We start from the raw sequence: 20,870 nt of genomic DNA on the forward strand, positions 1-20,870 counted from the left end.
CCTTCGTCTAGTGGCCTAGGACACCGCCCTTTCACGGCGGTAACAGGGGTTCGAGTCCCCTAGGGGACGCCACTTTTAAAGACATAAAGAGTCTTGAAAACTTTATTGCGGGAATAGCTCAGTTGGTAGAGCGCAACCTTGCCAAGGTTGAGGTCGCACTTTCTTGTGACAAGAGCGAACCTCGTTTCCCGCTCCAATTGTTAAAGCCAGTCTTATGACTGGCTTTTTTTTGCCTGATTTTTAAAGATACTAAAAACCAGCTCAAAGCTGGCCTTTTCTGGATAAAAAATATTTTAGCTAATCTTCGGATCTAGCTTACCTTTGTCGTATAAAGCGAACATCTTTTCCAGGCTACTAACCGGCACTGTACTTCCCTGACCTGCACAGCCAAACGCTATATAACGTTGTATGCAAAGCTCTTTCATGGCCTTGGTTGAGGCCTTCAAGAACTTACGTGGATCGAATTCTGAAGGGTTTTCCTGCAGAAACTGACGAACAGCGCCAGTAGAGGCCAGACGAAGGTCTGTATCAATGTTTACCTTCCGCACACCGTTCCGAATCCCTTCCTGAATTTGTTCAACCGGAACGCCGTAAGTTTCAGGAATTGATCCGCCGTGGTCATTAATGATTTTCAACCATTCCTGCGGTACGGATGATGAGCCGTGCATAACAAGGTGAGTGTTAGGAATGCGCTTGTGAATATCGCGGATGCGATCAATGGCAAGAATATCGCCAGTGGGTGGGCGGGAAAATTTATAAGCGCCATGGCTGGTTCCGCAGGCGATCGCCAAAGCGTCAACCCTCGTGGCTTTTACAAACTCCGCAGCTTCATCCGGATCGGTCAGTAGCTGATCGTGAGACAAAATGCCTTCAGCGCCGACACCGTCTTCCTCTCCAGCCTGGCCTGTTTCCAATGATCCCAGGCAGCCAAGCTCGCCCTCAACAGAGACGCCGCAGGCATGGGACATTTCAACAGCCCGTCGAGTGACTTCAACATTGTATTCGTAGCTGGAAGGGGTTTTACCATCTTCCATTAATGAGCCGTCCATCATGACGGAGGTAAAGCCCAATTGAATGGAGCGCTGGCATACTGCTGGACTGGTACCATGATCCTGGTGCATAACCACGGGAATATTCGGAAATTCTTCGGTAGCAGCAAGAATCAGGTGGCGAAGGAAAGGTGCGCCAGCATAACTTCTGGCACCTGCAGAAGCCTGCACGATAACCGGTGAATCTGTTTCCTGTGCCGCTTCCATGATGGCGCGCATCTGCTCAAGGTTGTTTACATTAAAAGCCGGAATTCCATAACCGTTTTCAGCCGCATGATCCAACATCTGGCGAAGGCTTATCAAGGCCATACCTGCTCCATTTATTCATTATTCGAAACCCGCTATTATCGCCTTCATTCGAAGCGTGTGCAAAGTTATACCAATGGCGCTTTTAAATTACGGAGCGAGCAAGTTATTTTGGGCAACTGGGCAAGGCGAAGAGACGAGTCATAGCCGTAGCTATGGCGAGGAACTTCAACGCTGATCCAGTCGACCAAAATGGCTGCACAGCCCATAATTTAAAAGCAAAATTGGTATTAGTCACTATCAGTTTGTAAGGAGATATCGTGAAGCCGGGAAAAACAGGAGTTCGCCGCATTATTGATGCAACGGGTTATTCGATGAAAGGTCTCAAGGCGGCCTGGATTAATGAAGCGGCATTTCGTCAGGAGCTGATGCTGACTGTCGTCGCTGTGGTTATTGCTTTTCTGTTGCCGGTAACGACTCTGGAAAGGACGGTTCTGATTGCCTCAGTGGTCTTGGTTGTTATTGTTGAGCTGATTAATTCTGCTATTGAAGCGGTGGTGGATCGATTTGGCGGTGAGCTGCATGAGCTCAGTGGTCGGGCAAAAGATATTGGTTCAGCGGCAGTGTTTGTTTCTCTTTGTCTGGCGGGGTATGTATGGTTATCCATCCTATTCTGATTGCTAGTGCAGCCAAGCGTTATAAGACTTACATTCCCGGTCATCCTGAGCGGACTCGAAGGATCAAAGCACCACACTTCGACTCCGCTCAGTGCGGAACGGTATGGGTATTAACGCTTCCTTGCACTAGGGGCTATTTTATCCGTATGGTGCCTTTCTTTAGCTTGATCTGCTGGCTGAGAGTCTTGAAATGACTAATTAATATTGATAACCCCCGGCTATGCCGGGGAGTCTCGCATAGGTTTAACCGTAGCGACAGTAGCTAGCCTTCAGGTTTCGACCAAGAAAAATGAAGGTAAACATTATGCGAGACTATAAAAGCTTGGCTCATACCCGCTGGGATTGTAAGTATTATATTGTCTTTATCCCGAAGAAACGCAGGAAAGTCATTTATGGGAACCTCCGCAAGTTTCTAGGAGAAATTTTCCATGAGCTTGCCAGAAGGAAGGAGTGCAAAATAGTGGAGGGTCATCTGATGAAAGATCATGTTCATATCTGCATCAGTATTCCTCCAAAGCTTGCTATTTCTCATGTTGTTGGTTATTTGAAAGGGAAGTGTGCAATAGAAATTGCCAAGAACTTCAAGGGCAAGCAACGGAACTTCAATGGTGAACACTTTTGGGCAGGAGGATATTTTGTTTTAACAGTAGGTCTCGATGAAGAGGTTGTACGAAAGTATATTCGGGATCAAGAAAAGAATGACTCGCACCGAGATCAGTATGATCTTGATTGGTAAGCTGCCTTGGCGCAATTAAAGCCCTTAGAGGGCGTAACCTAATAAGTCTCCAGCTATGCTGGAGGTCAGGTAATTATGCAACTCTCCTGCACTTCATCCTGCATTTCATTCTTTTTTATCATTTTGTAAAGATGTTTGATTTCTTGATCGATCTTATTCTCAAGATAGGTATCAATCTCGCATCCAATGCCATCACGATATCTATCTGCAAGGCTGATCAGGTTTCTAAGTGCGGCCTTTTGTTCTGCAAAATTGTTTTCGGGTGTTTTTCCAAAAGCCTCAAGGCTGAGGGCGCGTGCTTTAACATAGTCTCGTGAGATGCCATCAAAGCCCTGTTGAAGATATGTGTTTTTTCCATGCATGTATATGCGAGCCAGGATGATAAGTGCTGGCGGTGTTCGGGAGGCCTCCAAACTTTGTTCAAGATAGCGAAGCGCGGTTTTGTAATCTGTTGGTATGTCAGGATTGGTATCTGGTGATTTGTCGCAACTTCCATTCATCAATCTGTCCGTAGGGAGAACATATGAAGCTCCAAGGTTTGTAAGTGCGAGGGCATTAATTTGCTTTTCATCGCACTCAGCAGCACGTTTTAATAGAGCTCGCCCTTTCTCAAGTTCCTGAAGATTATCTTTTCTATTGACGTAGATTACACCAAGATTAAGCGCTGCTTCTGGATTGTTCTTGTCTGCTGCTTTTTCAAGCAATTTAATGGCTTTTGTTAAATCTGGGCGAATATTGCAGTCGGGGTGGATTCCACTTATAGCAAAACCCACTTCGCTGTATGTCTTGTCATTGGTGAGATTCTGTTTCTCGAGAGCCTCGAATATCGGATCGAATTGTTGTGGAAAATTTTGGGCTAGCATCAATAGAGCTGGGATAATGGTTTCAGGTTCTACTGTAGTGCATTGACTTTTCTTGATCTTTGATAAAAGCATTGTGACCTGTTCGGTGTCACCCTGTTTGATTGGGAAAAAAAGAGTGCTTTCGAAAATCTTGGTTTCTGCAGAGAGGATGGGTGTTGTATTGTCTACTGGGCAGACCCCTCTTTCTTTTAGTTCAGTGGATATGCATTCGAAATGAAAACTATGCTTGCACGGGAGGGTTATAGCTGTAACTTCAGGCCTAACCTTATTGGCGGAAGCGGTTGATATACCTGATTTATAGGTACCGCTTTCTTTTGGTTGATACCATGCCGAAGTATTGGGTTTAGGAGCTTTTGTTAGTGGTTCTTTACAAATACTACAAGGGAAAGATGCATTCATACTGCTAGTAAACCTGTTAATGTGGTCAAGAGTGCAATATAAGATGATGGGTTGATTCAAAAGTTCAATTTTTTAAGGAACAGTAGAGTTACGTGGTTGGGTTGAGAGCAAGAGAGATGTGGTGGAGAGGTTAGTAGCACTGGCTTTTGATTCAGTGCTACTACTGGCAAATGGCAAAAGCCAAAAGCCAAAAGCCAAAAGCCCTTACAGTACGTCGACGCTGTTCAGGTCAGTGTGTGCCTTTTCCAGACGAGCGATCATGGACTCTTGGCCAGCACGCAGCCATACCCGTGGATCGTAGAACTTCTTGTTTGGCTTGTCGGCACCTTCAGGGTTGCCCAGCTGACCTTGCAGGAAGTCTTCGTTCTTCTTGTAATAGTTCAGAACGCCTTCCCAGCAAGCCCACTGAGTGTCTGTATCGATGTTCATTTTGATCACACCGTAAGAAACTGCTTCACGAATTTCTTCCAGGGTAGAACCGGAACCACCGTGGAATACGAAGTTCAGAGCCTTGGCAGGAATGCCGAATTTCTCGGAGCAGAACTTCTGGGAGTTATCCAGAATCTTGGGTGTCAGCTGAACGTTACCTGGCTTGTACACACCGTGCACGTTACCGAAGGAAGCGGCGATGGTGAAACGGTGGCTGATTTTGCTCAGGATTTCGTAGGCGTAAGCCACGTCTTCTGGCTGGGTATACAACATGGAGCTGTCCATGTCGCTGTTGTCCACGCCGTCTTCTTCACCGCCGGTGCAGCCCAGTTCGAATTCCAGAGTCATGCCCATTTTGGTCATGCGTTCCAGATACTTGGCGCAGGTTTCGATGTTCTCTTCCAGAGACTCTTCAGACAGGTCGATCATGTGGGAGGAGAACAGTGGCTTGCCGTGTTGCTCGTAGAATTCTTCGCCAGCGTCCAGCAGAGCATCGATCCATGGCAACAGCTTGCGAGCAGCGTGATCAGTGTGGAGGATAACAGGAATGCCGTAGGCTTCAGCAATGGCATGCACATATTTTGCGCCAGCGATAGCGCCCAGTGCGCCCGCAGGATCGGCTTTCAGGCCTTTGCCAGAGAAGAAGCTGGCGCCACCGTTGGAGAATTGAACAACCACCGGTGATTTCACTTTCGCTGCCGCTTCCAGCACGGCGTTGATGGAGTCAGTGCCCACAACGTTAACCGCGGGCAGTGCGAACTCGCCCGCTTTAGCCGCTTCAAAGAGCTTCTGAACGTCGTCGCCGGTAACCACACCAGGTTTTACCAGATCCAGAATCTTCTGAGACATGTTTCTATCCTTCCTTTACAAAGGCTGATTGTGTTCATGGATGTATAAGTACCCAACCATATGAAATCATATTTTCTGACTCATTGATCAGACCCTCTGACTGCGTTGCAACTCTGGTCACATAGCTCGCTATGCTCCCGCCGTTGCGCCTTGCAGAGAACCTGATCAACAAGCCAGAAATATTCGATTCCATATGGCCGGGTACTTACCCTTCGTCTTTCAAGTTGCGACATGAAATCCTTTGGGTGTGTGTCCCGGAGTCCTGCAGGTGATTCTCGTCATGGAGAAGAGATGCATCGATCATTCCGGGTCAGACGTATTGAATGGCTGCTTATGATACGGAAAGGTTACAACAGGTAAAAGCATTTTCCCATTAATTGAGAGATATAAAGGGTGGCTTTAACGAATGTGTTTTTGATTGTTTTTTCTTGTTTTTGTCTGGTTGTTTTTATTGTGATTGGCTGTGTTTTTTGGGGTTTTAAATCTATTTGTTGATTTGTTGTTTGTCGGTTTTAATTAAATCGGAAGGGGGTTGGTGTGTTGCGGGCTATTCGTTCTGACTGTCATTCTTTGTCGATTTTCGATCGATTTCTAACGAATTTTGTTAAGTTGTTATGCGAAAGAAATCAATAGGCGTTTTTTGATTTGAGTCAGTGTTGATATGAATTTCCTGTGCTGTAATGACAGCAAGTCGACGTTTTAAAGATTATAAAGATAATAAAACGACAGTTTATATGTTTTTTTCGTATAAGTTTGAGAATTGAGCTTGAGAGCTGAAAAAGGCGAATAGAAAGCCGATGTTCGTGAATTTGCGAATAAGCTCAGTCATTTATTAAATGACAATGGTCAGGCGTTTTAAAGCACTATGCACTATCTTTATTAGGGTTTGCTCGAAAGAGGTCAGGGGTCGCTCTGTATTCTGCGATACCTGATGGTTGCCAGTTTATTAAACAGAATTTCAGTGTCCGTCAGCGCGTGTTTTCAACGACGGTTATCGGTAGATAGTTTTATTAAATGATCTTGGTTACTAGGGTCTATTGATGTTTCGTTGCGTGCTCAGCGGATCAGTGCGCTCCTATGTCTAGGCGCAGTGCCGCAGGAAGGCTCATTGCCTTTCAAGGCGCTGGAACAACGACATAGGGGCGCACTGATCCGCCCGTCGGGTGACCCAGAAAAATGCCCTCCGCTTTGTCAGGCTTGCTCGACGTAGAATAACTACGCACTTCACAAGCCTTTCGCGCGGTTGACATTTTTCTGAGTCACTGAGTCTCGCAACGAAACATCAATAGACCCTAAATAGAGGAAGCAGTCATGGCGAAAAAATCGGCGGGCAAAGCTGTAGAAAAAGCAGCGGCGGTTCAGGATGTGGATGCTCAGATCAATGGCTTGATTGATCGGGCAAAGCTAGCGAGAGAAAAGTTTCTTTCTCTGACTCAGGAAGATGTTGATCGGGTAACCAGAGCCATGGCCTTAGCAGGGCAGGCCGCTCATATGGAGCTGGCTCGTATGGCGGTTGAAGAAACTGGCCGAGGTATTCTTGAAGATAAGGTGACCAAGAATATCTTTGCTACCGAATACGTTTATCACTCCATTAAGTACGATAAGACGGTCGGTGTCGTCGAAGATAACACCGAAGAAGACTTTATGCTGGTGGCCGAACCTGTGGGGATTGTCTGCGGTGTCACGCCGGTGACGAACCCAACCTCTACGACGATGTTCAAATCCATCATTTCTACCAAAACTCGAAACCCCATTATTTTCGCCTTCCATCCTTCCGCGCAAAAATGTTCCAGTGAAGCTGCACGTATTGTGCGCGATGCGGCTGTCGAAGCCGGTGCGCCGGAAGATTGCGTGCTTTGGGTTGAGTATCCCTCTATTGAAGCGACACAGAAGCTGATGACCCATCCGGAAGTGGCCGTCATTCTTGCTACTGGCGGTTCCGGCATGGTTCGCGCGGCGTATTCATCCGGTAAGCCGGCGCTGGGTGTGGGTTCCGGTAATGTGCCCTGCATTATTGATCAGTCTGCGGACCTCAAGCAGGCTTGTAATGATCTGGTCATGTCCAAGAGTTTTGATAACGGCATGATCTGCGCTTCTGAGCAGGCGGCCATCGTTCATCAGGCTATCTATAAAGACGTGGTGAAAGAGCTTAAGTCTCAGAATGTGTATTTCACGACACCGGCGGAAACAAAACGATTAGCTGAAGTAGTGATTCATGATGGCCATGTGAACAGCAAAATCGTGGGCATGAAGCCTTCTTATATTGCCGAACTGGCGGACATTAAAGTACCGGAAAATACTCGCATTCTGGCGGCAGAGATAGAAGGCGTTGGTCCTGAGTTTCCGCTTTCCAGAGAGAAGTTATCGCCAGTGCTTGGTGTACTGAAAGCGAAGGATGCCAAGCACGCCATTGAACTGGCAGATCAAATGCTGAACTTTGGTGGCCTCGGTCATTCCGCGGTATTGCACGCGGAAGATAGTCAGATTATTGATGAATTCTCTCTGGCCATGAAAGCCGGGCGAATCATTATTAACTCCCCAAGTACCCACGGTGCGATCGGTGATATCTACAACACCAACATGCCGTCTTTGACTCTGGGTTGCGGTACATACGGCGGTAACAGTACAACGTCTAACGTATCCGCAGTGAATCTGATTAATGTTAAACGTGTTGCGAAGCGCCGGGTCAGTATGCAGTGGTTTAAACTTCCCAGAAAAATCTATTTTGAAGCGAATTCCCTCCAGTATCTTGAGAAAATGCAGGACATTTCTCGTGTATTCATCGTCACCGATGAAGTGATCCAGTCACTGGGTTATGTGGATAAAATTCTTTATCATCTAAGAAAACGTTCGGTGCCTGTGCAGGTTGAAATTTTCAACCAGGTGGAGCCGGATCCAAGCTTGGAAACCGTTCGTAATGGCGCCCGGGAAATGGCGCGTTTTAATCCGGATGTGGTTATTGCTCTGGGCGGTGGTTCACCGATTGACGCAGCTAAAGGTATGTGGCTCTTTTATGAGCAGCCAGATGCTGACTTTGCGGGCATGGCGCAAAAGTTCCTGGACATCCGCAAGCGTGTTTATAAGTTTCCGAAGCTGGGTAAAAAAGCGCGTCTGGTGGCTATTCCAACCACCTCGGGTACAGGCTCAGAAGTAACTTCATTTGCGGTTATCACGGATAAGGAAAAAGGCGCGAAGTACCCGCTGGCGGATTATGAATTAACGCCGGATGTCGCCATTATTGATCCAAACTTGGTGCTGACGGTTCCCAAAAAAGTGGCAGCAGATACCGGTATCGATGTACTGACCCATGCGTTAGAGGCTTACGTCTCAGTCATGGCGTCAGATTTTACCGACGCCCTTGCCATGAAGGCGATTCAACTGGTGTTTGATTATCTGCCTCAGTCCTACGAAGTAGCGGACAAAAAATCCCGGGAAAAAATGCACAATGCTTCCTGTATGGCGGGTATGGCTTTTGCTAACGCATTCCTGGGTGTGAACCATGCGATGGCTCATAACCTCGGTAACGAGTTGCATATTTCTCACGGTCTCGCCAACGCGGTATTGTTGCCTCATGTGATTGAATACAACGGTTGCCCGAACCCAACCAAAGTGGCTTCGTTCCCGAAATATCAGTATTACATTGCCCATGAGAAATACGCTGAAGTTGCTAAGATGTTGGGCTTACCGGCAAAAACACCAGCAGAAGGTGTTAAGTCGCTCGCTAATGCAGTGAGGGATTTGATGAAGCGCTTGGATATGCCTTCCAATCTGCAGGAAATCGGTATTGATGAATCGTTATTCAAGAGCAAAATCACCATGCTGGCTAATCATGCCTTTGAAGATCAGACGACAACAGCCAACCCTAGACTGCCGCTGATTTCAGAGTTAGAGGAACTGTTAGAGAAGGCTTACTACGGGAAGTAATTGATGATGCAGCCTGTGGTTTGTTCAGCCACAGGCTGTGAATAATGATGAGTCATTTTTATAGCTGTTGAGATTTCTGGCTAGAAGAAAATCCACTATTTGCCGGAGAGACCATCCCAAAAGGCTTTTGCCTTCTCAAGCAACGACTGACTGTTTTCTTTGGCTTTTTCAGCTAACTTTGCCGCTGTTTCTTTGCTCTGTTCCAATTCACAGGCAGTACGTTCACCAAGACATTGTGCAGAGCAAGTGTTTTCGTTTTTGTCTGTCACCAGGCTCGTGGCTTTGCACTGCGCCTCGCAAACGGTTTGTTGTTGATCGCAGCTGATAAGGTCAGCCTGAAGAAAAGACGCTGTGGAAAACGTGATCAGGAGTAATAAGTATTTCATGGAGTATAAATTGGTAGGCAGATGGTTGGAATATCTTACCAGTTGTTGATCGGGTGCGTGAGGTTATTACGGCATTATCTTTTGCTCTTGGCGGGGTTAACCAAGCTGTCTGTTCTTGCTTACAAAATATTTACATTTTGAGATGGCGTGATAAATCTTTGAAAAAACGGTGTGATTGGCTGGTCGATGTGTAAATGATTTATTGCTTTTGTTGTAGTTTGATAGAAATGAAACGGATCAATCTATGTTAGTTTTGAATATAAATACCGGGACTTCTTTCGTTAAGGTCTATAAAGGCGGCTAACGTCTTATTATTAGAAGGTAATTTTTATACTACGACAGATTATGTCTAAAATAGAATTTCTGTTCATGCTGTTTTGATGAAGGAGGTTGGGATTCTGGGTTTGAAATTCCTTATGTTTCTATAAAAGGAGTGTTAATAAATGATAATGATATTTTGAAATAGGCCAACACCGGAGTAGAGATTAAGACTTTAATTTAGGGTTGACTCTTCTGCCATCAAAAAGCATCATTCTTGTAAGTAAAGGTGCTGATAGAGCTTCCGGTTCAGGAAAGAATTTTTTCTATCAAACAGTCAGAATTTACTGATTGCTGAGTTCAAACCGAGACCGGATATGGAATACTGCAAGGTTTTTTTATGTGTGGCTTGTAAGTAGTTAACCACATGAAATCATGTTTTCTGACTAAGTGGACAGCCACTCTGCGGCGTTACAACTCCGGTCACATAGCTACGGCTATGCTCCCTGCGTTGTGCCTTGCATAGTAACTGTCCACTCAGCCAGAAATATTCGATTCCATATGGCCAACTACTTAAGACTTTGCTGAATCCCATTTTTTCGATCACACTTTATATCAAGCTGGTGACGTATGGTTGATAAACCTTTGGTTTAGAAGCGTACACAAACCAGCGGCTTCGACAATCGGTTGATCCGGATGTGAAATAATGTGTTACATGTTGTTTTGTTCTACATGTATTTAACTCCGTACCATTAGCTTATCAACCCTTGTCTGTAGCGTTAGTGCTGATCTGGTGAAGTGATTTTATTCTTTCATAAATGTTTATGTGACGTTTATGTGAATAGCGCTGTTAATAATCAGGGCGAATTGTTGGACAAAGTCTGTTAATCGCCGTTAAAACCTGTAGCTATTTAATTAACTCTTGTTATGTGAGTTGTTATAGGTGTTTTTACAGTGCTGTATTCGTGAATGAAATCATTTTAACTAGGGGCAGAGCGGTTTTTCCGCTGTGATTAACGGTATTGGAGACATCATGATCAAGATTGCTATTAATGGCTACGGCCGTATCGGTCGCAACGTACTGCGTGCACTCTACGAAGCCGGTCGTCGCGATGAATACCAGATTGTTGCCATTAATGACCTGGGTGACACCAAAATTAACACGCACCTGACTAAGTACGACACGGTACACGGTCGCTTCAACGCGCAAGTTGAAGAAGGTGAAGGTGCTATGTTCGTTAACGGTGACGAAATCAAAACCTTTTCCGAGCGTGATCCTTCCAAGCTGCCTTGGGGTGCTCTGGGTGTTGATGTTGTGTTCGAATGCACAGGCGTATTCCGTTCCAAGGATTCCTGCAAGCCTCATCTGGATGCCGGCGCTAAGAAAGTAATCATCTCTGCTCCAGGTTCTAACGTTGATGCCACTGTCGTATACGGTGTAAACCACGACGTTCTGACTGCAGACATGACCGTTATTTCTAACGCTTCCTGCACCACTAACTGTCTGGCGCCTATTGCCAAGCCTCTGAACGACGCTCTGGGCATCGATAAAGGTCTGATGACTACTATCCACGCATACACAAACGACCAGCGTCTGAGCGATGTGTATCACACTGATCTGTACCGTGCCCGTGCTGCGGCCATGAACATGATCCCAACCGCTACCGGCGCTGCCGCTGCTGTGGGTGAAGTGGTTCCTGCCCTGAAAGGCAAGTTCGACGGCATGGCGGTTCGTGTACCAACCATCAACGTGTCTCTGGTTGACCTGAGCTTTGTTGCTGCCCGCGAAACCACCGTTGAAGAAGTGAATGAGATTATCATTGCTGCTGCCAAGTCCACCCCTGCGATGTCTAGCGTTCTGCATGTAAATCATGAAGAACTGGTATCCATGGACTTCAACCACAGCCCATTCTCTTCTAACTTCGATGCGACTCAGACTCGTGTTCTGGGTAATCTGGTTAAAGTAATGTCCTGGTACGACAACGAGTGGGGCTTCTCCAACCGTATGCTCGATACTGCCAAGGCTCTGATGAACGCTTAATTGTCGTTTTGTTTGATGCTTTGATCCATACAGGCTCGTTTATCGAGCCTGTCTTGGTTTAGTCGATAACCTTGACTGAGCCTCATGATAAAAGAAAACGATAAAAGAAAACGATAGAACAAAGAGAAGGCGGTGTTTTGAACTGGTTGCTCCTATACTTTACCGTTCATGACACTTTCACCTTTTGTTTTATCCAGGTTTTTAAGATGCTTCTGTTTCAGAGGCTTTTGATAGGTTCTGTTGCATAAGGGCCAAGGAGGCTGACCGAGAATAGCGCCCGTAGCGAGGATGGTAGAAAATTGAGGATAAAAAATCTTTTTTGTGAAGTGAATAGTGGTGCTATTTACTGAACAAAAAAGAATTTTTAGGCCAATTTACTACCACCGCAGTAGGGCAACCTATTCTCGGTCAGCCTCCTAGTAGAAAACTGTAATAATTAGCACCTGTCGCTTGCCGTATACATTTCTGTGGAGCTGTGTTGCCCACGAGAACGACAGGTTTATAAGCGAGAGGATGACCATGATCAGACGCACGAAAATCGTAGCAACCCTTGGCCCGGCAACGGAGTCTGATGATCAGTTACAGAGGCTGATCGAGGGCGGGGTGAACGTCGTCCGTCTGAATTTCTCCCATGGTGAAGCAGAAGATCATAAGGCTCGCGCAAAAAGCATCCGTGAAATTGCTGCCCGTTTGAATCGCCCGGTGGCGATTCTTGGTGATCTGCAAGGCCCTAAAATCCGCATTGGTCGTTTCCAGAATGGCAAAATTCATTTGCCGGATGGAGCTAATTTTATTCTGGACGCCAGCCTTGCCATTGATGATGGCGATGAAACCCAGGTTGGCCTTGCCTACAAAGATCTCCCGAATGATTGTAAAGTCGGTGATATTCTGTTGTTGGATGATGGTCGAATCAGCCTCGAGATCAAAAGCATCAATGGTTCATGCATTAACACCCGAGTGATTAATGGTGGCGAGCTCTCCAACAATAAAGGCATCAACCTGCAAGGTGGTGGCTTGTCTGCAGAAGCGCTGACTGCAAAAGACAAAGAAGACATACTGCTGGCGGCAGAGATTGGTGTTGATTATCTGGCGGTATCGTTTGTACGCCGTGCCAGTGATGTGGAAGAAGCTCGCCGTCTATTGACGGAGGCTGGTGGTGATGCCGCCATCCTTTCAAAGATTGAACGTGCCGAAGTAGCAAACGACCATGGGTTGTTAGCCGAAGTTATTTCGGCATCCGATGCCATCATGGTGGCTCGTGGTGATCTGGGTGTGGAAATTGGCGATCCTGAGCTGATTGGCGCCCAGAAACATATGATTAACGAGGCTCGTCGTCTGAATAAGCCGGTGATCACCGCCACACAGATGATGGAGTCCATGATCCATAACACTCAGCCAACCCGCGCAGAAGTGTTTGATGTGGCGAATGCAGTACTTGATGGAACGGATGCGGTGATGCTTTCCGGTGAAACCGCTACTGGCAAGCGCCCGGATGAAGTGGTTAAAGCCATGAGCCGCATTTGCCTGGGGGCCGAGAAGCAGAATAATGTGGGATACATGACCGAGCGCAAGATTGGCATGTTTGAACATGTTGATGAAGCCATTGCTCAGGCCACTATGTTTGCAGCCAATCATCAGGACGATATCAAGGCGATTGTTTGTCTGACAAAAAGTGGCGCTACACCTTTGTGGATGTCACGAATGAATACCCGGATTCCGATTTTTGCCATGACCCGTTACGAAACCACTGAGCGCCGGGTGGCACTTTATCGTGGCGTTGAAGCGGTGGCTTTTGACAGCGGCACGGAATATGGCCCGGAAGTCAATGGCCGTGCCATCGATGTACTGAAAGAACGTGGGCTTTTGTCTGCTGGTGATAAGATTATTTTGACGAAAGGTGAAAGTCAGGAAATTGAAGGCGGTACCAACACAATGCAGATCATCAGAGTAAGCTGAGTGTTGACTGATTAACCGTCACTGATTTTTGCCGGTGCTTATTAATACCAATTCTGCTTTTGAATTATGGGCTGCGCAGATATTTTGACCGACTGGATCAGCGTTGAAGTTCCTCGCCATAGCTACGGCTATGACTCGTCTCTTCACCTTGTCCAGTTGCCCAAAATAACTTGCTCGCTCCATAATTAAAAAGCGCCATTGGTATATAAACGACGATAAGCATCTGGTATTTGGAAGGAGAGAAGTCTGGTATGACCGAATTAAAGAGAGTCGGTGTTTTGACCTCCGGTGGCGACGCCCCCGGTATGAATGCGGCCATTCGTGCTACCGTTCGCGCCTGTATTTACTATGGAATTGTTCCTGTTGTTATTCAGGAAGGCTACAAAGGCCTGATCGAAAACAATATGGAAGTGGCGGATGCCCGTACCGTTGCCAACATTATCAACCTGGGCGGTACTTTCCTGAAGTCTGCGCGTAGTGCGGAGTTCCGCACCAAAGAAGGTCGTCTCAAGGCGTTTGAAAATGCCAGGGCGGCGGAGCTGGATGCGATTGTCGTCATCGGTGGTGATGGCTCATTTACCGGTGCCATGTTATTTGAAGAAGAACACGGCATGCGTTGTGTGGGTGTGCCAGGCACAATCGATAACGATATCTATGGTACCGATCACACCATCGGTTATGACACGGCGCTGAACACCGTTGTGGAAGCCATCGACAAAATTCGTGATACCGCCACTTCTCACAATCGCCTGTTCTTTATTGAAGTGATGGGACGTGATGCGGGCTTTATCGCACTGAATACTGGTATTGCTTCCGGTGCGGAAGATATTCTGATCCCCGAACAGGAAAAGAGTGTCGATCAGTTTATGGAATCTCTGCAAAAGAGTGGTCGTGCTGGTAAAACATCCAGCATTATCGTTGTTGCAGAAGGTGATCGCTGCGGTGGTGTTTTTGAACTGTCACGGGCTGTGGAAGAAAAATTCCCGGAATACGAAGTAAAAGTCACCGTGCTTGGGCATATTCAACGGGGTGGCAAGCCAAGTTGTTCTGACCGAGTGCTGGCAAGTCGCCTGGGTGTTGCTGCGGTAGAAGCACTGCGTAATGGCGACAGTGGTATTATGGTGGGTATTCGTGATCAGCAAGTTGTGAAGACGCCGTTGGAAAGAGCGATCAGCAAACATAATCAGATCGACAGTCATTTGATGAAAGTGGCTCAGATCGTTTCTGTATAAATTGTTCCAGAAAGATCCACGCTATACCCAAAGGATTTTAAGTTGCTACGCGGCGGCAAGTGAGTGAAGCCTTTAGGCCCTCGGGTCCCGTGAGCCTACAAATAGTAGGTGATCGGGGTGAGCGAACGCAGCCAACAAAGTAGCAACTTGAAAGGCGACGGGTATATACTGTGAAAAGCCTCATAATTGAGGCTTTTCTGTTTCTCCGCCTGGTGCGCAGGCCTCCTCTGATATCTCTTCTTCATGATCCTCTTTGAGGGTTGGTGTTACAAAGACGACAGGTAACGACGATGGGCATTCTTGATTCTTTAAAGAAAAACCTGGGGTTCAGTGCTGAACAGGGTACAGAACTAAAGTCGCCTATAACGGGCGTTATTGTCCCGATAGAAGAAGTGCCTGACCCGGTATTTGCGGATAAAGTCGTTGGTGATGGCATTGCAATAGATCCAACCGGCAATGTAATGGTTGCACCCTGTGACGGTGTGATCAGTAAAATTTTTGAAACCAATCATGCCTTCAGCATGATAACACCCAACGGCGTCGAGCTATTCGTCCACTTTGGTATCGATACCGTATTGCTTAAGGGTGAGGGTTTTAAACGAATTGCTCAGGAAGAGCAGACGGTTCGTGCGGGAGATCCGATTATCGAAGTCGATCTTCCTTTCTTCAGAGAAAAGGCCAAAAGTGTGATTACGCCGGTGGTGATTTCAAATATGGATGATGTCAGTCATATCCATAAGGAATCGGGTAACGTCGAGGCGGGTAAAGATCTGCTAATGACGGTTTCTATCAAGTAATACAAGAAAGCAGTAATACCAATGGCGTTTTTAAATGGTGGAACGAGCAAGTTATTTTGGGCGACTGGGCAAGGCGAAGAGACGAGTCATAGCCGTCGCTATGGCGAGGAACTTCAACGTAGATCCAGTCGCCCAAAATAGCTGCGCAGCCCATAATTTAAAAACAGAATTGGTATAATATCAGAGGCTCCAGAAAGGAGCCTCTGATATTGATCACATACTTCTCATTGCCTCACTCATGTCGGTTTTGATGTTGTCCGATTTAGGACCAAAAATGGCCTGCATATTTTGACCGACCACAACAACGGCGGTAGCGCCTAGCTGCTTAATACGATCGACATCCACAGTATCGGTATTATTTACCGTGACCCGAAGTCGTGTAATGCAGGCATCCAGGTTTTTAATATTGTCTTTTCCTCCGAAAGCTTTGATTAAATCAACCGCTAAATCTGATGAGGCTTCAACTTTGGTTTGAGTTTCACTTTCATCTTCTCTGCCTGGTGTTTTCAAATCCATTGCGGTGATCAACACCCGGAAAATGACGTAGTACAACACTGCATAGAGTGCACCAAGAATCAAAATCCAGACCGGCTTTGTCGCGATGCCAAAATACAACACGTAATCTATCAGGCCATGGGAAAATGACATGGCCATTTTGATGTCAAGATAGTTGGTAATAGCAAAAGCCAGCCCGGCCAGAATGGCGTGTATGCCATAGAGCACAGGAGCAACGAACAGGAATGAAAACTCGATGGGTTCAGTGATCCCTGTGAGTACTGAGGTGAGCGCGGCAGACACCATGATGCCGCCGGCCTTTGCTCTGTTTTCTGGTTTGGCACAATGCCAGATGGCAATCGCAGCCGCAGGCAGGCCAAACATCTTGAACAAATATCCGCCAGCTAAAAAACCGGCACTTGGATCGCCAGCAAAGAAGCGGGCAATATCACCATTAAATACGGTACCAGAAGCGTCTATAAATTCGCCCATCTCCATTTGGAAAGGTACGTTCCAGATATGATGCAGGCCAAATGGAATCAGCAACCGCTCAACAAAGCCATAAACAAAACCGGCGGCTTCGGGGTTCTCAGTCACTGCCCATTGAGAAAATGCATTAATCAGTGATTGAATAGGTGGCCAGATAAAGCTGAGCAAAACGCCAAGGGCGATGGCTGATACGCCGGTAATAATGGGTACAAATCTTTTTCCCGCAAAAAAACCTAAGTATTCCGGTAGCTGGATTTTGTAGTAACGGTTGAACATCTTGGCAGCGAGAATACCGACAATGATCCCACCAAAGACACCCGTGTCGATAGTGCTGATCCCCATCACGACGGATGGCTCGAGACCTAAATGGTTTGCCATCACACCCATCGTGCCGAGCATAATGGCAAAACCAACGACAGCTGCCACAGAAGAGACACCGTCGTTTTCCGTCAGGCCGATGGCAGTACCAATGGCAAAAATAATCGGCAGGTTGCTGAATACAGAACCGCCAGCCTGAGCCATGATGTTCGAAAGCAGCTCGGGTATAAACGAGAAACCGGCACTGCCAACGCCAAGTAAAATCCCGGCAACGGGCAGCACGGCAACAGGCAGCATTAACGCCTTGCCGATTTTCTGCAGCGTGCCAAATGCGCTTTTAACCATGAGGGGAACTCCAGAGATGAAAATGTGAAGGGGGTAATTGAAAGGTCTTTACTGATAGGATTGAGTAACAAGGATAGACCAACTATGTGCTTTGCTCATGGGTACTTATGTTGACAAGCACCGGTAGCGACAACAGGAAGCGTATGGATGATCAGAGAGCACTTTTTTCACAGTCGACATGAAATGTTTACGATTCTGCCAATCCTCAGCATGGGAACTGATGGTCATACCGCTTCATTATTTCCAAACTCTCATGGGCTGGAATATGCGTTGAAAAGCAAGAAGTTGTGTGCCGATATCAAGGCTCAGCCAAGTGATGTGTTTGGCGGCAACCTTGAGCGAATGTCGTTAACCTTGCATGGCTTATTGCAATCGACGTCCATTATTCTGCTTATTACCGGGGATGAAAAAATGGACGTTTATCGCAGAGCGCTTAACAATTCCGATTACATCAATACGCCAGTGTCAGCAGTATTTTGGCAATCGGAGGTGCCGGTTGATGTTTATTGGAGCCCTTAGTGGCACTTGTTTTAAACAGTGATCCCGCTTTCTGTTGGAGCAAGGCATTCCCATTCGCCGGCCTTGGGTGAACGAAGCATCAGAATTTCTGGCTCTTTGCCTTTAACCCAGTTGGTGGTTACATGGTATTCAGGGTTTAACAGTTGAATCGATTTTCTCACCGAATCAATACCGCTGAATAGCTGGTCAGTTGTATCAAGTGCTGTCTTATCTCCGCAGGCATGAACGGTGATGGCAGAGTCTTTGTATGGCTCTAATGCCGCTACTCTTTCAGTGGCAAGTTGTTGTGCGGTTATATGTGGTTGGTTGCTAACCAATAAGAGCTCTTGCTCTTCGTTGTCTGCTGATAGTTGGTTAAGCGTGTGCAGGGCGGTCACGATGGTGGCCTCCGTATTGGCTCGACCGTTATTTTCATTATTTGCAAGTTGATAATTGCCTTCCTTTGTGAGCGTCTGGGTTTTATAGGTAACACCGCCAGTAAACCCCATATGAATGGTCTGCTTTGACAAAAATGAATCCGGGTTTTCCTCACGCAACATATCCATCAATGCCATTTGAGCATGGGCCTCTGTTTTTTCAGTGCCGAGCTTATCGCTGAATGCATTAACATAGGAGTGAATTTTATCAAATAGCTGCTGGTTTCTAGTTGGTTCAGTAATAAAATCAATTTCGGCATTTAATGGGCGCGAAGCACCAAGGCAGATGATGCTCTTTGGCACTACGTTATCGCTATTTTGTTGCAGGGCAAATTCCGGGCGCAGCAGCATTCGTGGAATAGCGGCACCAGGAAGGATTACGTTGGTTTGTTCTGTGATAGGCGAAGTGATGTCAGAGGCTAGATTAAGATTGTTAAGAGCTTCACGGAGCCGATCCAGCTCTTGCGCACTAAGTTTCTGTAATTTCGCCTTTTGATCTTTTACCTGCCAGCGTTCGACATTATCTCCTCCAGCTTGCCTGTTTAATGGGCTTCCCTGAAAATAAACATCGAGCAATTTTACCGTTGATTCAAGTGAGCTTATTCGGTCTTGTGGCGTTGTCTCTGTATTAGCGCCGAGACTTAGTTTGTTCAGTTGCTCAGGGAGGGGCTTCTCGAAAAATTCTGCCAATAGTTTTGCCAACTCAAGAGCGCCGCTAATGGTGGATTCGTGTTGTAAAAGGAGTGTCTGAGTTTTTTCAAGAGTACTCGTTTGCTGAGCTTCTACTGGTTGAGCGCTGTTTAAACTGTCTGTTTTTTCAGTCCAATCTTCTTCGCTTATAGGCGATAGTGAACGTGATGTGGATGGTTTGGAGTAGTTGGTGTACATATTATAAATCTCTACTAAGTTGTTAAATCACAGCACTCGGCCTCGGCAGTACCGTGTGCCGCAATTAAACAGACCAATCAGTCAGGATTTAGTTCCACGCTAAATATTCCCGGTCACCCGAACCCGGCGACTCTCTTTAGGCTCCGTAGGTTGTCTTTGTTTGTTACGTTCTTCCATTCTGCGATCAATAATATTTTTGATGGCAATTAGAAAACCCATAAAAACAAAGGCACCAGGGGGAAGAATGGCAAACAGAAATTGTTTGTAATTCGGGAAGACGGTGATGGTCCAGTCAGCGGCGATAGGGCCAAGCAGAAGATCCATACCTGAAAACAACGTGCCTTGGCCAATCAGTTCTCTCATAGCACCAAGCAGTAGGAGAATGACAGCAAAACCGCTGCCCATCATAAAACCATCGAAAGCAGCCGGAAGAACCGAGTTTCTGGAGGCAAAGGCATCGGCACGACCAAGGATAATGCAGTTGGTCACGATGAGCGGAATGAATATCCCAAGAATTCGATACAGCTCGTAAGTGTAAGCCTGCATTAACAGTTCAATACAGGTGGTGAACGACGCAATGATCATGACAAACACCGGCAGGCGAATAGCATCGGTGACCTGATGTCGTATAAGTGAAACGGCAATATTGGACCCCATGACTACCAACATAGTGGCGATGCCAAGACCAAGGGCATTGACCACGCTGCTGGAAACACCCAGTAACGGACAGAGACCCAGCAACTGCACCAGAGCCGGGTTGTTTTTCCACAGACCGTCTTTGGCGATCTTGGCCAGTAAGGCGGTTGTGCTGGTGGCAGCAGCAGTGTCAGTGTTATTGGTCATGGCTTGGTTCCTCACTGATGCTGTGCTGTTGGATATTCCGAGGGTTCAGCAAATGCTTTTGATGAGTCTCAAAATAGGTCAGCGCCCGATGTACGGCAGCCACGACGGCTCTCGGCGTGATCGTTGCTCCGGTAAACTGGTCGAAATCACCGCCATCTTTTTTTACGCTCCAGCCCTCTGCTGTTGGCTGGTTCAAAGACTTTCCGGCAAAGCTGAGAATCCAATCGGAAACATTGGTGTTGATTTTATCACCCAGTCCCGGCGTTTCTTTGTGAGTGACTGCTCGTACACCCGCGAGACTGCCATCGCGCTTAATGCCCACAAGAAGATCAATTCGGCCGTTGTAACCATCCGGTGCAATCACCGGCAGAATCACGGCAGAGACTTCGCCATTATTTAGTGCCACATAAGCTTCCGTTGTTGTCTGACTGGACAATAATCTGGACGGCTCCAGCGTTGTTTTGGAATCAACAAGAACATTGTCGTGGGTTTTCTGGGGCAGGATTTCCATCAGTGCTCTGGCTTCATAGGCGCGAACCTGTGTCTGAATTTTTTCCTGGGTCAAAATCCAGGTGATGGAAATCAAGCCAACAGTAAATACTGCAAACAAACCCAGCCCGAAACTGTTGCGGATAATACTGGTGAACACAGCATTTTTTACAGAAGCAGAGTTTTGTGTGGCGTCTTTTAAAGGAATCTGGTCGTCACTCATGCA

The 20,870-nt window shown here is 46.7% G+C and carries 16 protein-coding genes and 1 tRNA gene; 9 read left to right on the forward strand and 8 right to left on the reverse strand.

What is annotated here, in order from left to right; all coding sequences use genetic code 11:
- The first annotated feature begins 107 nt into the window (after window positions 1-107).
- Window positions 108-196 (forward strand) — tRNA-Gly (locus Q1B11_RS15220).
- 97 nt (window positions 197-293) lie between these two features.
- Here Q1B11_RS15220 and fba read toward each other — a convergent pair.
- Window positions 294-1,358, reverse strand: a complete 1,065-nt coding sequence (gene fba, locus Q1B11_RS15225; RefSeq protein WP_299734180.1) for a class II fructose-bisphosphate aldolase — start codon at window positions 1,356-1,358, stop codon at window positions 294-296.
- A 257-nt stretch (window positions 1,359-1,615) separates the two neighbouring features.
- On the opposite strand from fba, the gene Q1B11_RS15230 reads away from it, so the two are divergent.
- Together Q1B11_RS15230 and tnpA are read left to right on the forward strand one after the other, a co-directional pair.
- Window positions 1,616-1,972, forward strand: a complete 357-nt coding sequence (locus Q1B11_RS15230) for a diacylglycerol kinase (protein WP_366139477.1) — start codon at window positions 1,616-1,618, stop codon at window positions 1,970-1,972.
- Between the two features lie 304 nt (window positions 1,973-2,276).
- Complete coding sequence (gene tnpA, locus Q1B11_RS15235; RefSeq protein ID WP_299734181.1) at window positions 2,277-2,708, forward strand: IS200/IS605 family transposase; 432 nt, start codon at window positions 2,277-2,279, stop codon at window positions 2,706-2,708.
- 65 nt (window positions 2,709-2,773) lie between these two features.
- Here the strand turns inward: tnpA and Q1B11_RS15240 are convergent, their stop codons facing one another.
- Together Q1B11_RS15240 and fbaA are read right to left on the reverse strand one after the other, a co-directional pair.
- Window positions 2,774-3,970 (reverse strand): hypothetical protein, encoded by a 1,197-nt coding sequence (locus Q1B11_RS15240; RefSeq protein ID WP_299734182.1) that lies wholly within the window; start codon window positions 3,968-3,970, stop codon window positions 2,774-2,776.
- Window positions 3,971-4,174: 204 nt separating this feature from the next.
- Window positions 4,175-5,248 (reverse strand): class II fructose-bisphosphate aldolase, encoded by a 1,074-nt coding sequence (fbaA, locus tag Q1B11_RS15245; protein ID WP_299734183.1) that lies wholly within the window; start codon window positions 5,246-5,248, stop codon window positions 4,175-4,177.
- Window positions 5,249-6,559: 1,311 nt separating this feature from the next.
- Here fbaA and adhE point away from each other — a divergent pair.
- Window positions 6,560-9,172: a bifunctional acetaldehyde-CoA/alcohol dehydrogenase gene (gene adhE, locus Q1B11_RS15250; protein WP_299734184.1), complete on the forward strand. Its 2,613-nt coding sequence runs from the start codon at window positions 6,560-6,562 to the stop codon at window positions 9,170-9,172.
- Window positions 9,173-9,267: 95 nt separating this feature from the next.
- Here the strand turns inward: adhE and Q1B11_RS15255 are convergent, their stop codons facing one another.
- Window positions 9,268-9,558, reverse strand: a complete 291-nt coding sequence (locus Q1B11_RS15255) for a hypothetical protein (RefSeq protein ID WP_067518997.1) — start codon at window positions 9,556-9,558, stop codon at window positions 9,268-9,270.
- A 1,288-nt stretch (window positions 9,559-10,846) separates the two neighbouring features.
- Between Q1B11_RS15255 and gap the strand changes: the two genes are divergently transcribed.
- From gap to crr, 4 genes are all read left to right on the forward strand, one after another.
- Entirely contained in the window at window positions 10,847-11,857 is a 1,011-nt protein-coding gene (gap, locus tag Q1B11_RS15260; protein ID WP_067519731.1) for a type I glyceraldehyde-3-phosphate dehydrogenase, read from the forward strand.
- 519 nt (window positions 11,858-12,376) lie between these two features.
- Window positions 12,377-13,813: a pyruvate kinase gene (pyk, locus tag Q1B11_RS15265; protein ID WP_299734185.1), complete on the forward strand. Its 1,437-nt coding sequence runs from the start codon at window positions 12,377-12,379 to the stop codon at window positions 13,811-13,813.
- 251 nt (window positions 13,814-14,064) lie between these two features.
- Window positions 14,065-15,045 carry a 6-phosphofructokinase gene (pfkA, locus tag Q1B11_RS15270; protein WP_067518991.1) on the forward strand — a complete coding sequence of 327 codons (981 nt, stop codon included), beginning with the start codon at window positions 14,065-14,067 and terminating at the stop codon, window positions 15,043-15,045.
- Between the two features lie 290 nt (window positions 15,046-15,335).
- A complete protein-coding gene (crr, locus tag Q1B11_RS15275) occupies window positions 15,336-15,842 on the forward strand; it encodes a PTS glucose transporter subunit IIA (RefSeq protein ID WP_299734186.1) in 507 nt (168 codons plus the stop codon).
- A 213-nt stretch (window positions 15,843-16,055) separates the two neighbouring features.
- Here crr and ptsG read toward each other — a convergent pair whose 3' ends face one another.
- On the reverse strand, window positions 16,056-17,489 hold the full coding sequence (ptsG, locus tag Q1B11_RS15280) for a PTS glucose transporter subunit IIBC (protein WP_299734187.1): 1,434 nt from the start codon (window positions 17,487-17,489) through the stop codon (window positions 16,056-16,058).
- Window positions 17,490-17,636: 147 nt separating this feature from the next.
- On the opposite strand from ptsG, the gene Q1B11_RS15285 reads away from it, so the two are divergent.
- On the forward strand, window positions 17,637-18,008 hold the full coding sequence (locus tag Q1B11_RS15285; protein WP_299734188.1) for a 6-phosphogluconolactonase: 372 nt from the start codon (window positions 17,637-17,639) through the stop codon (window positions 18,006-18,008).
- Window positions 18,009-18,019: 11 nt separating this feature from the next.
- On the opposite strand, the gene Q1B11_RS15290 is transcribed toward Q1B11_RS15285, so the two are convergent.
- From Q1B11_RS15290 to rsxG, 3 genes are all read right to left on the reverse strand, one after another.
- Window positions 18,020-19,312 carry a hypothetical protein gene (locus tag Q1B11_RS15290; RefSeq protein WP_299734189.1) on the reverse strand — a complete coding sequence of 431 codons (1,293 nt, stop codon included), beginning with the start codon at window positions 19,310-19,312 and terminating at the stop codon, window positions 18,020-18,022.
- Between the two features lie 99 nt (window positions 19,313-19,411).
- A complete protein-coding gene (locus Q1B11_RS15295; protein WP_299734190.1) occupies window positions 19,412-20,155 on the reverse strand; it encodes an electron transport complex subunit E in 744 nt (247 codons plus the stop codon).
- Complete coding sequence (gene rsxG, locus Q1B11_RS15300; RefSeq protein ID WP_299734191.1) at window positions 20,145-20,867, reverse strand: electron transport complex subunit RsxG; 723 nt, start codon at window positions 20,865-20,867, stop codon at window positions 20,145-20,147. The genes Q1B11_RS15295 and rsxG overlap by 11 nt, the downstream gene beginning before the upstream one ends.
- Window positions 20,868-20,870 lie beyond the last annotated feature (3 nt).

The organism is uncultured Endozoicomonas sp. (genome assembly GCF_947495845.1).
In the GTDB taxonomy this organism is placed as follows: domain Bacteria; phylum Pseudomonadota; class Gammaproteobacteria; order Pseudomonadales; family Endozoicomonadaceae; genus Endozoicomonas.

Bases quoted from the DNA above. Each gene is read 5' to 3' on its own strand.
- fba (WP_299734180.1), bottom strand. From the start codon at position 1,358: ATGGCCTTGATAAGCCTTCGCCAGATGTTGGATCATGCGGCTGAAAAC.
- tnpA (WP_299734181.1), top strand. From the start codon at position 2,277: ATGCGAGACTATAAAAGCTTGGCTCATACCCGCTGGGATTGTAAGTAT.
- Q1B11_RS15240 (WP_299734182.1), bottom strand. From the start codon at position 3,970: ATGAATGCATCTTTCCCTTGTAGTATTTGTAAAGAACCACTAACAAAA.
- fbaA (WP_299734183.1), bottom strand. From the start codon at position 5,248: ATGTCTCAGAAGATTCTGGATCTGGTAAAACCTGGTGTGGTTACCGGC.
- adhE (WP_299734184.1), top strand. From the start codon at position 6,560: ATGGCGAAAAAATCGGCGGGCAAAGCTGTAGAAAAAGCAGCGGCGGTT.
- Q1B11_RS15255 (WP_067518997.1), bottom strand. From the start codon at position 9,558: ATGAAATACTTATTACTCCTGATCACGTTTTCCACAGCGTCTTTTCTT.
- pyk (WP_299734185.1), top strand. From the start codon at position 12,377: ATGATCAGACGCACGAAAATCGTAGCAACCCTTGGCCCGGCAACGGAG.
- pfkA (WP_067518991.1), top strand. From the start codon at position 14,065: ATGACCGAATTAAAGAGAGTCGGTGTTTTGACCTCCGGTGGCGACGCC.
- crr (WP_299734186.1), top strand. From the start codon at position 15,336: ATGGGCATTCTTGATTCTTTAAAGAAAAACCTGGGGTTCAGTGCTGAA.
- ptsG (WP_299734187.1), bottom strand. From the start codon at position 17,489: ATGGTTAAAAGCGCATTTGGCACGCTGCAGAAAATCGGCAAGGCGTTA.
- Q1B11_RS15285 (WP_299734188.1), top strand. From the start codon at position 17,637: ATGATCAGAGAGCACTTTTTTCACAGTCGACATGAAATGTTTACGATT.
- Q1B11_RS15290 (WP_299734189.1), bottom strand. From the start codon at position 19,312: ATGTACACCAACTACTCCAAACCATCCACATCACGTTCACTATCGCCT.
- Q1B11_RS15295 (WP_299734190.1), bottom strand. From the start codon at position 20,155: ATGACCAATAACACTGACACTGCTGCTGCCACCAGCACAACCGCCTTA.
- rsxG (WP_299734191.1), bottom strand. From the start codon at position 20,867: ATGAGTGACGACCAGATTCCTTTAAAAGACGCCACACAAAACTCTGCT.